The sequence below is a fragment of the Streptomyces sp. NPDC090499 genome (assembly GCF_044769305.1).
GTDB lineage: Bacteria > Actinomycetota > Actinomycetes > Streptomycetales > Streptomycetaceae > Streptomyces.
On sequence record NZ_JBIVXP010000001.1, the window covers coordinates 824,044 to 836,721 of the forward strand.

The 12,678-nt window shown below is 72.1% G+C and carries 11 protein-coding genes; 2 read left to right on the forward strand and 9 right to left on the reverse strand.

Annotation, left to right across the window (positions count from 1 at the left end):
• Positions 1 to 45: 45 nt before the first annotated feature.
• From ACIQVL_RS03845 to ACIQVL_RS03860, 4 genes are all read right to left on the reverse strand, one after another.
• Entirely contained in the window at positions 46 to 1,155 is a 1,110-nt protein-coding gene (locus tag ACIQVL_RS03845; RefSeq protein WP_403430737.1) for a PP2C family protein-serine/threonine phosphatase, read from the reverse strand.
• Between the two features lie 109 nt (positions 1,156 to 1,264).
• Positions 1,265 to 2,209, reverse strand: coding sequence for a 3-oxoacyl-ACP reductase (locus ACIQVL_RS03850; RefSeq protein ID WP_403474278.1), 945 nt, complete (start codon positions 2,207 to 2,209; stop codon positions 1,265 to 1,267).
• An 11-nt stretch (positions 2,210 to 2,220) separates the two neighbouring features.
• Entirely contained in the window at positions 2,221 to 3,297 is a 1,077-nt protein-coding gene (locus tag ACIQVL_RS03855; RefSeq protein WP_403430734.1) for a Zn-dependent alcohol dehydrogenase, read from the reverse strand.
• Between the two features lie 29 nt (positions 3,298 to 3,326).
• Complete coding sequence (locus tag ACIQVL_RS03860) at positions 3,327 to 4,184, reverse strand: MaoC/PaaZ C-terminal domain-containing protein (protein ID WP_403474279.1); 858 nt, start codon at positions 4,182 to 4,184, stop codon at positions 3,327 to 3,329.
• A gap of 329 nt (positions 4,185 to 4,513) precedes the next feature.
• Here ACIQVL_RS03860 and ACIQVL_RS03865 point away from each other — a divergent pair, with 329 nt between their 5' ends.
• Complete coding sequence (locus ACIQVL_RS03865; RefSeq protein ID WP_403474280.1) at positions 4,514 to 5,785, forward strand: sensor histidine kinase; 1,272 nt, start codon at positions 4,514 to 4,516, stop codon at positions 5,783 to 5,785.
• Here ACIQVL_RS03865 and ACIQVL_RS03870 read toward each other — a convergent pair.
• Complete coding sequence (locus ACIQVL_RS03870; protein WP_403474281.1) at positions 5,763 to 7,334, reverse strand: alpha-L-arabinofuranosidase B; 1,572 nt, start codon at positions 7,332 to 7,334, stop codon at positions 5,763 to 5,765. The genes ACIQVL_RS03865 and ACIQVL_RS03870 overlap by 23 nt on opposite strands.
• A gap of 262 nt (positions 7,335 to 7,596) precedes the next feature.
• On the opposite strand from ACIQVL_RS03870, the gene ACIQVL_RS03875 reads away from it, so the two are divergent.
• Positions 7,597 to 8,229, forward strand: a complete 633-nt coding sequence (locus tag ACIQVL_RS03875; RefSeq protein WP_403474788.1) for a response regulator — start codon at positions 7,597 to 7,599, stop codon at positions 8,227 to 8,229.
• 34 nt (positions 8,230 to 8,263) lie between these two features.
• Here the strand turns inward: ACIQVL_RS03875 and ACIQVL_RS03880 are convergent, their stop codons facing one another.
• The 4 genes from ACIQVL_RS03880 to ACIQVL_RS03895 all read right to left on the reverse strand — a co-directional run bounded on the left by ACIQVL_RS03880 (position 8,264) and on the right by ACIQVL_RS03895 (position 12,644).
• Positions 8,264 to 9,085 (reverse strand): hypothetical protein, encoded by an 822-nt coding sequence (locus ACIQVL_RS03880; RefSeq protein ID WP_403474282.1) that lies wholly within the window; start codon positions 9,083 to 9,085, stop codon positions 8,264 to 8,266.
• Positions 9,085 to 9,624 (reverse strand): SigE family RNA polymerase sigma factor, encoded by a 540-nt coding sequence (locus ACIQVL_RS03885; protein WP_403474283.1) that lies wholly within the window; start codon positions 9,622 to 9,624, stop codon positions 9,085 to 9,087. The genes ACIQVL_RS03880 and ACIQVL_RS03885 overlap by 1 nt, the downstream gene beginning before the upstream one ends.
• A gap of 159 nt (positions 9,625 to 9,783) precedes the next feature.
• Positions 9,784 to 11,220, reverse strand: a complete 1,437-nt coding sequence (locus ACIQVL_RS03890; RefSeq protein ID WP_403430726.1) for an MFS transporter — start codon at positions 11,218 to 11,220, stop codon at positions 9,784 to 9,786.
• Positions 11,221 to 11,444: 224 nt separating this feature from the next.
• Positions 11,445 to 12,644, reverse strand: a complete 1,200-nt coding sequence (locus ACIQVL_RS03895) for a lipid-transfer protein (RefSeq protein WP_403430724.1) — start codon at positions 12,642 to 12,644, stop codon at positions 11,445 to 11,447.
• Positions 12,645 to 12,678: the final 34 nt, after the last annotated feature.

Consider the following 12,678-nt stretch of genomic DNA (forward strand, 5'->3'; position numbering starts at 1 on the left):
GGTGACCGGTGGGCCCCTTTCCCGTCTTTCGTGCCGGGGCAGGGTTCACAGGCGCACGATGACCAGGGCGGTGTCGTCGGTGGCGTCACCGGGCGGGAGCAGGTCGGCGAGCACGGCGTCGGCGAGGGCTTCGCACCGGGCGGCGCGGTGGCGGACCAGGGAGTCGGCGAGCCGGTCGAGGCCCTTGTCGATGTCCTCGCCGCGGCGTTCGATCAGGCCGTCGGTGTAGAGCACGAGGACGGAGTTCTCGCGGAAGGCCGCGACGGCCTGGGTCCGGGGGCCGTGCTGGGGGCGGGCGGCCAGTGGCGGGTCGGTGGCCCGGTCCAGGAACTCGACGGTCCCGTCCGGCTGGAGAAGTGCCGGTGGGGGGTGGCCGGCGCTGCTGTAGGTGATGGTGCTGCTCTCCCAGTCGATGAATGCCGTGGCCACGGTGGTGTTCTCGGCGCCGTCGACGGTGCGGGCGTACTGCCCGAGGACCTCCAGGGCGCGGGCGGGGCCTTCGGGGACCAGGGAGGCGGCGGTGAGGGCGCTGCGCAGCTGCCCCATGACACCGGCCGCGGGCAGACCGTGGCCGACGACGTCACCGACGGCGACGGCGATGCGGTCGCCGGGCAGGTCGACCAGGTCGTACCAGTCCCCGGCCACGTTGAGGGCCTCGGCGGCGGGCCGGTAGCGGACGGCCGCCGGGTGCCGGCCGACCTGGCGCGGGGCGGGCAGCATGGCTTCCTGCAGGGTCAGTGCGACCTCACGGGCGCGGATGAGTTCGGTGACGTCCTCCAGCCGGTGCAGCAGCAGCGTCACCTGCCCGTCGTCCCCGAACACGGGAATGTTGGTCACGTTGAAGTACCGCTCGTGCCACACCCCGGGCCGGTCGGGGTCCTCCGTGTCGAAGCGCTGCAGCGCCACCACACTGCGCTCGCCGGTCTCCGCCGCCCGCCGCAGGGACGCCAGAACCCTGAGCAGGAGGGGCTCGGCGGACTCGTTCTCGATGTTGTCCTCGGGCAGGAAGCGCCCGATCATCTGCTCACGGGACAGACCCCGGAGGCGCTCGAACTCCGCGTTGACGTCGGCGAAGATCAGCTGGGGGGTCACCAGCGCCGCAGCCCCGGGAAGGGCCTGGAACACCGCCGCGTAGTCGACCGCCGGACCAGCCATGATCTTCCTTGCTCACCCCGCTGCTCGCTGTCCTCCCACGATACGAGCAGGTGGTCGTGGCCCGCACCAGGAGACCGCGGCGCCCTTCAGGCGCCGCGGCCGGCCGGTGTCACGCGCGTTTCAGCCCCAGCACCTCCGCCGCCGCGAACGTCTCCCCCGGCGGCCGCTCCGCGTAGTGCGGTGTGAGCGCGGCGTCGAGTTCGGCGTAGTCGAAGGTGTCCTGCTTGCTGTCGAACTTGGCCTGTACGCGCGGGCGTTCCACGATGGCGACCATGCCGCCGTGGACCACGAGCAGCTGGCCGTTGATCCGTTCGGCGACCGGGGAGGCCAGGTAGCCGACGAGCGGGGCGACGTGCTCGGGGGCGAGGGGGTCGAGGCCCTCGGCGGGCTGTTCGAAGCCGGCGAAGACGTCCTCGGTCATCCGGGTACGGGCGCGCGGGCAGATCACGTTGGCGGTGACGCCGTACTTGGCGAGGGCGAGGGCCGTGGAGGTGGTCAGGCCGACGATGCCGCCCTTCGCGGCCGCGTAGTTGGGCTGGCCCGCGGAGCCGGCGAGGAAGGCCTCGGAGGAGGTGTTCACGATCCGCCCGTAGACCTTCTGGCCGCCCGCCGCCTTGGCGCGGTCCCGCCAGTGCGCGGCCGCGAAGTGGGTGGTGTTGAAGTGGCCCTTGAGGTGGACCCTGATCACCGAGTCCCACTCGTCCTCGGTCATGGAGAAGACCATGCGGTCGCGCAGGATCCCGGCGTTGTTGACGAGGATGTCCAGCTTTCCGTAATGGGCTGTCGCAAGCGTGAGAAGGTCTCGCGCCTGCGAGAAGTCGGCGATGTCTCCGGTGTGGGCGACGGCCTGCCCGCCCGCCGCGCGGATCTCCTCCGCGACCTGCTCGGCGGGGGCCGAGGAGGCCGCCCCCGAGCCGTCCCGGCCCGGCCGGCCGAAGTCGTTGACGACGACGGCCGCGCCCAGCCGGGCCAGCTCCAGTGCCTCGGCCCGGCCGAGGCCCCGGCCGGCCCCCGTGACGACGGCGGCCAGCCCTTCCAGCGGCCTCTCCCGCATACGGCGGCCCCTCAGATCTCTATGCAGGTGCGCAGGGCGGTGCCCGTGCGCATCTGGTCCAGGGCCTCGTTGATCTCGGCCAGCGGCACCCGGTGGGTGATCAGGCCCTCCAGGTCGATCCGGCCCGCCCGCCACAGGGCGATCGTCCGCTCGTAGGAGCGGACCACGTCCCCGCCGCCGTACATGGACGGCAGGATCCGCTTCTCGTCGAAGAACAGCTCGAACATGTTGAGCTGGAGGAAGTCGTCCATGGCGCCCGCGCCGACGACCACGAGGGTGCCGCCGCGCCGGGTGTTCTCGTACGCGGTGCGGGCGGTCGCGGACCTGCCGACCACCTCGAAGACGTAGTCGAAGCCCTCGCCTGCGGTGACCTCCTGCTTGGCGCCGGGGAGCTCGTCGGGCGAGACGGCCCGCGTCGCCCCGAACCGGAGCGCCGACTCGCGCCGCGACTCGACCGGGTCGACGGCGACGATCTCGGCCGCGCCCTTGAGCCGCGCCCCCTGGATCGCCGAGATCCCGACGCCTCCGCAGCCGATCACGGCGACCGACGAACCGGCCTCCAGATCGGCCGTGTTGAGGGCCGCGCCGAGCCCGGTGGTGACCCCGCAGCCGATCAGCGCGGCGATGTCGAAGGGCACGTCGTCCGGGATCGGCACCGCGCACCCGGCGTCGACCACGACCTCCTCGGTGAAGGTGCCGGTGCCCGCGAAGCCGAACACGTCGCCGGTGGGGCGCCGGAAGTTGGGGGTCCCGGCGTTCATGAACCCGGCGAGGCACAGCTCGGTCTGGCCGCGCCTGCACGCGGGACACGCGCCGCAGGCCGGGAGCCAGCAGACGACCACCCGGTCACCGGGCTTCACCCGGGTGACGCCCTCCCCCACCTCAAGGACCTCGCCCGCGCCCTCGTGGCCCGGCACGAACGGTCCCGGCTGCGGCAGCACCCCGCTCATCGCCGACAGGTCCGAGTGGCACAGCCCCGTGGCGCGCACCCGGATCCGTACCCTGCCGGGTCCGAATCCCACCGCCTCGACGTCGTCGAGGACGTCCAGCTTCTCCTGGCCGATCTCGTGCAGTACGGCTGCGCGCATGCTGCGACTCCCCTCAACTGCCTACTGGATCAAAGGTGTTCGACGATCGTGTCGGCGAGGACGGGGGCGTCCTCGCGCTCTGCGGCGCTCACGGCGACCCGGACCCGCCCGTCGCCACGCCACATGCGGATACGCAGCGTCTCCCCCGGGTACACCACCCCGGCGAACCGTGTCGTGTACGACCGCACCCGGCTCACGTCCCCGCCGAGCAGTGTGTCCACGACCGCCTTGAGCGTCATGCCGTAGGTGCACAGCCCGTGCAGGATGGGCCCGTCGAAGCCGGCGAGCTTGGCGAACTCGGGGTCGGCGTGCAGCGGGTTGTAGTCGCCGGAGAGTCGGTAGAGCAGCGCCTGGTCCTCGCGGACCGGGCGCTCGACGGTCCGGTCCGGCTCGCCGGCCGGCGGGTCGAGCCGGGTCGAGGGGCCGCGGTCGCCGCCCCAGCCGCCCTCCCCCCGTACGAAGATCTGCGCGTCGTTGGTCCACAGCGGGCCGTCGGCGTCCGCGACGTCGGTGCGCATCACCAGGACGGCCGCCTTGCCCTTGTCGTACACGGCGGCGATGCGGCCCGTGGCGATGGCGGTGCCGGCGGCCGGGATCGGGCGGTGCAGGGTGAGGGACTGGCCGCCGTGCAGGACCTTGGCGAGGTCGACGTCGATGCCGGGCATGGACAGTCCGCCGATCACCCCGGGCGAGCCGGCGCCCGCGACGGTCGCGAAGCTGGGCAGGACGTGCAGCCGGGTCTCCAGGGTGTAGCGCAGTTCGTCGGGATCGGTGGCGGGGCGGCCCGCGCCGATGCCGAGGTGGTAGAGCTGGACGTCCCGGCGCTCCCAGCTGATCTCCCCGGACCTGGGTTCGGCGGCGAGGGCCTTGGCGGCGTCGATGGGCATACGGCTCCTGAGGTGTCTCAAGACCCCGGCACGGCCGTCCGCACCGTCGGCCGCACCGAGGTCGTCCACGGGTGCAGATCTAGAACGCGTTCCATTCCAGCGCACCTTGTATAGCCCAGCCCTCCGTACTTGTGAAGGCTCCTGACGTCGTGTCAGATGTAGCGGTGCCGGACCATGACATTTGTCCTGCCCGCGGCCGTACATCCGCCTCTGCCGAACCGGCACCGCCTTCCGTAGGGTCGTAACGCCGGACAGTACGCCGGACGGAACAGAAAACAACGAACAGGTACGGATCCCTACGGATCCATCCAGCACGGGGGAAGAGCGACATGGCGTGGTGGCAGCAGGTGAAGTGTCAGGCGGACGGGTGGCGGACGGCCCGTGCCCAGTGGCGGGAGGACATGGCCCGCTTCAAGGAGCAGCAGAGGGCCGCCCGGAAGAACGGCGAGGTGCCCGATCACGCGGGGCCGCCGCCCTCCGGGTTCGCCCTGCTCCCGTGGCTGCTGATGGGGCTGGGCTCACTCTCCAACCTGCTCCAGGGCAGGACGGCCAACCCGTGGATCGGCGCGTTCGGCCTGCTGGCCTTCAACTCCCTCTACATCTACGTGACCTTCCGCTCCTTCCGCAAAGAGGCCCGGGAGGCCACCTCCACCCGCGTCGCCCTGCTGCTGATGGGCCTGCTCACCACCGGCCTGGCCCTCGGCTACGGCGGCAGCTGGCTGATGTTCTTCCCGCTGCTGGGCCTCGCCGCCGGTGCGGCGCTGCGCGGGCCCTGGCTGGGCCGGACCGGCATCCTGCTGGCCTGCTTCGCGGGCGCGGTGTCCTGGTACCGGGACGGCTCCGACGCCATCACCATCGCCTACGGCACCTTCCTGTCGACGATGATCACCGCCGCGATCCTCTCCCTCTCCGAGGCCGTGCGGGAGCTGCGCGCGGCCCGCGAGGAGCTGGCCCGGCGGGCGGTGGAGAAGGAGCGGCTGCGCTTCTCGCGGGATCTGCACGACCTGCTCGGCCACACCCTCTCCGTGATCGTCGTGAAGTCGGAGGCGGCCCGGCGGGTCGCACCCCGGGACCTGGACGCGGCGCTGACGCAGATCTCCGACATCGAGTCGGTCGGCCGGCAGGCGCTGACCGAGATCCGCGAGGCGGTCACCGGCTACCGGGAGGGCAGCCTGGCCGCCGACCTCGTCCGGGCCCGCTCGGCCCTGACGGCGGCCGGTGTCGAGCCGGTGGTCCGGCAGTCGGGGGCACCGCTCGTCCCGCAGACCGAGACGCTGCTCGGCTGGGTGGTGCGCGAGGCGGTCACCAACGTGGTCCGGCACAGCGACGCCACGCGCTGCGAGATCGCCGTCGACAGCGCCGCCGGGCGGGCCCGGCTGACGGTCGCCGACAACGGCTCGGGCGCGGTGGCCGCCGAGCCCTGCCGGGAGGGCATCGGCGGCACCGGCCTGCAGGGGCTGACCGAGCGCCTCGCGGCGGCGGGCGGCTCCCTGACGGCCGGCCCGGCGCCGCGCGGCGGCTTCACGGTCACCGCGGAACTCCCCACCGAGGCGCTGGAGCTGCTGGCCCCGGCGGCCGCTACGGCGCCCAGGGCGAGCTGACGACCCAGCTCACGTCGTCGGTCCAGGACGTGGCGCTGTCCCAGGCGTTCGAGCCGCCGTCGCTCGCTATGTAGAGGTTGTAGTTGTAGTGGCGCAGGTATTTCGTCGGGTAGTTGTACGAGGCGAAGGACGTGCCCGTACCGCTCTTCCCGGTCGTCGGACAGAAGGTCGCGTCCTGCCGGAACGTGGTGGTGCCGTCCATCGGCTGCCGGTAGATCTTGTAGTTGTAGTGGCGGAGGTAGTCGCCGGGGTAGTTCCGCGACTCGAAGGAGACGCAGGAGCTGCTCGCGAGGCCGGGGCGGACGATCCAGGTGGCGTCGCTCTTGTCGAGGGCCGAGCTGCTGGAGGTGATGGCGGACAGCACGCCGGCGTTGTTCTGGTGACGGACGTAGTCGGTGGTGCAGCAGGACGTGGTGGCCTTCAGGGAGATCTCCGAGGCGGAGTTGAGGCTGCCGGTGGTGCCGGTGGCGCCGCCGTAGCCGACGGAGACGATGTCGGACTGGACGGCGTCGTCGGCGGCGTCGGTCGGGATGCCGGAGGTCATCACGCCCTCGAAGAACGAGCCGATGGAGCCGTTGCTGTTGTCGCCGCCGGTGCCGAGGACGATCGCGCCCTCCTGGTGCATCGGCGAGTAGCCGCTGCTGGTGCTGGGCTCACCGCCGGAATAGGTGGTGGTGAGACCGCCCGATTGCGCGTTTCCCCATTTCAGTGCGAAATGGTCCTGCCCGTTGTTCTTCAGCAACGCGGTGACGAACGGTATCGCGCCGGTGCCGGTGTTGGACGAGTTGGTGCTGTAGCCGAGGTTGGACTCGAACAGCCCGTTCTCCAGGTCCGCCTGGACCCAGGGTCCCGAGCCGTAGCAGGGCGAGAACCAGCACTCGGTGCCGAAGTTGATGGCGTCCATGTGGCCGTTGCCGGTGTCCTTGTTGTTGGTCTCGGCGTTGCCGTAGTCGAAGCAGCAGCTGCCGTTGACATGGGTGCCGGAGGTGACCATGTACATCCCCTCGGCGGCGCCGTTGGTGGCGACCCCCGAGGTGGCGTTGTCCCGGTAGCCCATGCCGGCCGAGATCTCCAGGCCGTAGACCTGGTGCCCGCCGACGGTCACCGGCAGCGCGTCCGCCGGAGCCCCGACGTCGGCCGCGCCGGCCCCGCCCGCACCCTCGACCGTGAGGTCGTTGTGCTTGCTCGACTGGTCGTAGATCCTGGTGATGATGCAGGTCGTACCGGCGCAGAAGGAGTTCTGCGCGGCCGCGTTGGCGTAGCCGCCGGTGGCCAGCAGACCGATGTCGGCCGTGGCGCTGTCCGAGGCGCGCTGCACCTGGTAGAGGGAGCCGCTGTACGACGAGTACAGCGCCCGCACCATGCTGTGCGCGGCGACGCACGGGGTGCCGGCGGCGGCGTAGACGTCACAGGGCAGCGAACTCGCGGCGGACGCCTCGGGGGCGCCGGCCCCGACGACGAGCGCGGCGACGGTCGCGAACGCGGCGAGCACGGACAGGGCGGCTCTGCGGACGCGCGGCGGACAGGAGCGCAGGGCTCGTACAGGCACTGAGAACACGGTGCACCTCTTCTTGGTTCCTCGTAGGGCGGTGCGGGTTCTTGCCGTCCGGTATCCCGAACGTCGTTCGACCGAAATACCGAACCTATTCAGCTGTCGAAATACCGACCATTCGCCGGCCATTCAGGGAATTGCAGAGGCGATTGTTTGAGCACGGTCAACCGGCGTCAAGCCCTGCGGCACGGAACAATGACTGTTCTTTAATTGCCGGGCCCGAGGCTACGCTTGGGCTGTGTACGAGCCTGCGAACGAGATGCCCCGGGACCACCGGCCCGCGAAGTCCATCAGGGTGCTGCTCGCCGAGGACCAGGGGATGATGCGCGGGGCTCTCGCCTTACTGCTCGGGATGGAGCCGGACATCGAGGTCGTCGCCCAGGTCGGGACGGGCGACGCGATCGTGGACGCCGTGCAGGCCCACCGGCCCGACGTGGCCCTCCTCGACATCGAACTGCCGGGCATGAGCGGCCTGGACGCGGCGGCGGAGCTGCGCGAGCAGGCACCGGACTGCCGGGTGCTGATCCTGACCACCTTCGGCCGGCCCGGCTATCTGCGCCGGGCGATGGAGGCCGGGGCAGCCGGGTTCCTCGTCAAGGACGGGCCGGTCGAGGAGCTGGCACGGGCGATCCGGCGGGTGCTCACCGGGGAGACCGTGGTCGACCCGGCGCTCGCCACCGCCGCGCTCAGCGCCGGGCCGAACCCGCTCACCGCCCGCGAGTGCGACGTGCTGAAGGCGTCGGTGGACGGCGCGACCGTCGCCGACATCGCGGCGAAGCTGCACCTGTCGGAGTCGACGGTCCGCAACTACCTCTCCGCCGCGATCGGCAAGACCGGCACCCGCAACCGGGCGGAGGCGGTACGGGAGGCCAGGCAGCAGGGGTGGCTGTGACCTCCCGGCGGCCCGGCCGACGGGCGGCGGCGCGTTACTTCGTCACCTCCGCCGACTGGTAGACCGTGCCCTGCGGGGCCACGCAGACGAACCAGTTCGCCGTCGGGAAGCCGTCGACCGCACGGATCGCGTTGCCGTCGTCGTGCGCCGAGAAGCCCACGGCGGGGCGGGCCACACTGGTCCGCCCGTCCTTCCAGTCGCAGGTGACCTCCTGGGCGGTCCTGGCGACCATGCCGATCACCAGCCGCTCCGAGCTCGCGGGGTCGGACGAGAACCGGGTCGCCATGGACTCCAGGTCCGTGCCGGCGTAGGACTCCAGTGTGCGGACGGTGTTGAACATGACCTGCTGGACGTGTTCCTCTCCCCAGCCCCGGGTCGCGAAGAACGAGATCTTGCCGATCAGGTCGGCGGGCTTGCGGACGTCCGCCGGCTTCAGGCCCAGTTCGTCCATGCGGTCGAACTGCCGGTCCGCCTCGGTCTCGTCGCGCGGCGCTCCCCACACCTGGACACTGACCCTCCATTCCCTGCCCTCGTAGGTCCCCCGAGCCAGCTCGGTCCGCTGCGGCTCGTACACGTGCCGCGCGTCGGGGGACGACGGCCGTGCCGCCACCTGGGTCCGGTGGTGCTCCCCGGGCAGCCCGGCGACCGCCAGCGTCGCCCCCGCCGATCCGCCCAGCACCGCGACCGCCGTGGCCGCCGCCACCGCCCACCGCCGGGCCCGGCGCCGGCGGCCGCCGCGCATGACCGCCTGCACGGGGGCTATACCGATCTCGACCTCGTCCGCGGCGTCCGCGAGGAGGAGGGCGATGTCCGACTCCGTCTGTGTCATGTCGTGGTTCTCCCGGTCCGTGCTCATCAGCTACGCCCTCCCTGCGTCACCATGTCGGCCAGTCCCGGTATGGCACGGAGTTTCGCGATCCCCTTGGCCGCGTTGCTCTTGACCGTGCCGACCGAACAGCCCATCGCCTGTGCCGCCTGGGTCTCCGTCAGGTCCTCCCAGTAGCGCAGCACCACCGCCTCCCGCTGCCGTGGCGGCAGTTGGGCGAGCGCCCCGAGCAGGGCGCTGCGGTCGTCGGCCTGCGCGATCCGGTCCCCCGTGTCCGGCACCTCGCGCACCAGGCCCGAGTCGTCCTTCGGCGCCAGGAACTCCTTGAGTTTCCTTCTGTGCCTGCGGGCGTGCGCGTTGATCATCACGCGCCGCACGTACGCCTCCGGGTCGTCGGCGGCGCCGACCTTCCGCCACGCTGCGAAGACCTGTTCGAGCGTCGACTGGACCAGGTCCTCGGCGGCGTGCTGCTCCCCCGTGAGGAGAAATGCCGTACGCATCAGCCGCGGCCAGCGGCCGACCATGAAGCTCTGGAACTCCTCGTTCCGAGCGTCCTTCCGCTCCCCCATGGGCACCTCCTAGATGTAAGAAGGAGTCCACGAGCCGCCCGGACCGTTGCCCGCCGTCCCGGAATTCTCCGGCCTACTTCGCGGCAGCCCTCCGGCCCACCTCGCCGCAGCCCTCCGCCCCACCTCGCCGCAGCCCTGGGCCCCACTTCGCGGCAGCCCTCAGGCCTGCTGCGCGGCAGCCTTCCGCCGCGGCAGCCACAGCAGCATCAGCACCGCCCCGGCGAGCAGCACCCCCGTACTGGTGCGGAAGGCGGCCGCGTACCCCTCCGTGAGGGCGGCCGCCCCGCCGTCCGCGCCCGTCCGGGCGGCCGCGATCGTCGACATCACGGCGAGCCCCAGCGAACCGCCCATCGTGCGGGAGGTGTTGACCAGCCCCGAGAGCAGTCCGGCCTCGGCCGGCGCCGCCCCGGCCGTGGCCAGCGCGGCCAGCGGGGTCGCGGCCAGGCCCGCGCCGAGCATCATCAGGATGCCGGGGAACATGATGGCCGTCGCATAGCCGCCGTGCGGGCTCATCGCCGACTGCCAGGCGAACCCGGCCGCCGCGACCAGCGTGCCGGACACCGCGACCGTCCGCACCCCCGCCCGCCGCATCAGCCGGGGCGCCGTCTTGGAGCCGACGAGCACCGCGACCGAGCTGGGCACCAGGGCGAGACCGGCCTCCAGCGGTGTGTAGCCGAGGACGTTCTGGGCGTAGAGCGTCATGAAGTACCACATGCAGAACATCGCCGAACCGGAGACCAGCATGGCCGCGTTGGCCGACGCCACCGGCCGCCGGCCGAGCAGGCCGAGTGGCATCAGCGGGGCCGCCGTACGCGCCTCGACGGCCAGGAACAGGCCGAGCAGGGCGAGCCCGGCGGCGAGCGGGAGGAGGGTGGCGGCCGCCGTCCAGCCCTCGGCCCCGGTCTGCGAGATGCCGTACGCCAGGGTCCCGAGGCCCGCCGTCACCAGCAGGGCGCCGGGCAGGTCGAGGCGGCGCCCGTCCCCGGCCCGGCTCTCCGTCAGCCACCGCAGGGAACCGGCGAGGACCAGGGCGCCCACCGGCACGTTGATCAGCAGCACCCAGCGCCAGGACAGGACGTCCACCAGCACCCCGCCGACCAGTCCGCCGGCCGCGCCGCCCCCGGCGCCGACCGCCGTCCAGGTCGCGATGGCCCGCGCCCTGGCCGGACCCTCCGGCACGGCGGCCGTCAGCAGGGTCAGCGTCGAGGGGGCGAGGACCGCGGCGCCCAGCCCCTGCACGGCACGGGCGAGCAGCAGCTGCCAGCCGTCCTGGGCGAGCCCGCCGCCGAGCGAGGCCAGCGTGAACAGGCCGAGCCCGACCAGGAACATCCGCTTGCGGCCGTACAGGTCGCCGGCCCGGCCGCCGAGCAGCATGAACCCGGCGAAGGCGATGGCGTACGCGTTCACCACCCACTGCAGCCCGGAGGCGCTCAGCGCCAGGTCCGCACGCATCGAGGGCAGCGCCACGTTCACCACGGACACGTCGAGCACGACGAGGAACTGCCCGGCGCACGCCAGCGACACCACCAGCCAGGTCGGGGGCGCGGTGCGGCGGGATATGTGTGCGGTGTCCGCGGCTTCGAGCATGGGTGTCATGCTCTCAAGCCGGTTACGGTCCTTGCATCGGCTTTTCGGCCCACCCGGCATCGGTCGTACGCCCTAAGCGCGACGCCGGAAGCGCGACGCCCTGAGCCCGACGCCCTGAGCCCGACGCCCTGAGCTCGACGCCGGAAGCGCCATGCCGTCGGTCGACCGCGACACCGTCGTGGCTGGTCGCGCGGTTCCTCGCACCCCTTTCCGGGCGCTGTCGCCGGACCTTCTCAGACCGCCCGCCGGAGCAGTGTCACCACCGCCGCCCCGCCCAGCCCGATGTTGTGCGCGAGCCCCACCCGGGCGCCGGGCACCTGCCGGTCGCCGGCCGTGCCGCGCAGCTGCCAGACCAGCTCGGCGGTCTGCGCGAGGCCGGTCGCGCCCAGCGGGTGCCCCTTGGAGATGAGCCCGCCGGAGGGGTTCACCACCCACCGGCCGCCGTAGGTGGTCGCGCCGGACTCGACGAGCTTGCCCGACTCGCCGACGGCGCACATGCCGAGCGCCTCGTAGGTCAGCAGCTCGTTGACGGAGAAGCAGTCGTGGAGTTCGACGACGTCGACGTCCTCGATGCCGAGTCCGGAGCGGTCGTACACCTGCCGGGCCGCGGCCCGTGACATGGGCTGTCCGACGACGTCGATGCAGGAGCCCGACGCGAAGGACTCCTCGGTGTCGGTCGTCATCGCCTGCGCGACGATCTCGACCAGACCGGTGAGGCCGCGCCGCTCGGCGAACCGCTCGGAGACGACCACGGCAGCCGCCGCGCCGTCGGAGGTGGGCGAGCACTGGAGTCTGGTGAGCGGGCGGTGGACGGTGCGGGCGGCGAGGATGCCGGCGACGTCGTACACGTCCCGGAACTGGGCGTACGGGTTGTCCGCGGAGTGCCGGTGGTTCTTGGCGGCGACGGCGGCGAGCTGGGCCTCGGTGGTGCCGTAGCGCTCCATGTGCTCGCGGGCCGCGTCGCCGAAGATCTGCGCGGTGGGCGGGGTCGCCTCGAAGCCGTGCCGGGCGGCCATGACGCCGTAGTGGCGGGCGACGGGGGACGTCGAGAAGTCGCCGCTGTCGGCTCCGCCGCCCAGCGCGCCCTTCTTCATCTTCTCGAAGCCGAGGGCCAGGACGCAGTCGGCCGCGCCGCCCTCGACCAGCTGGCGGGCGAGCATCAGGGCGGTGGCGCCGGTGGCGCAGTTGTTGTTGACGTTGTAGACGGGGACGCCGGTGAGACCCAGCTCATAGGCGGCGCGCTGGCCGGCGGTCGAGGGCTGGAAACAGTAGCCGACGGGAACCTGTTCCACATCCGTGTAGGAGATCCCGGCATCGGCGAGCGCGGAGCCGCCGGCCTCCCGGACCATGTCCCAGTACTGCCAGTCACGGCTCTCGGGCTTCTCGAACTTGGTCATCCCGACGCCGGCGAGGTACGCCTTCACAGCAGCCATGACGCGTGAGATTAGAACACGTTCCACAAACAGG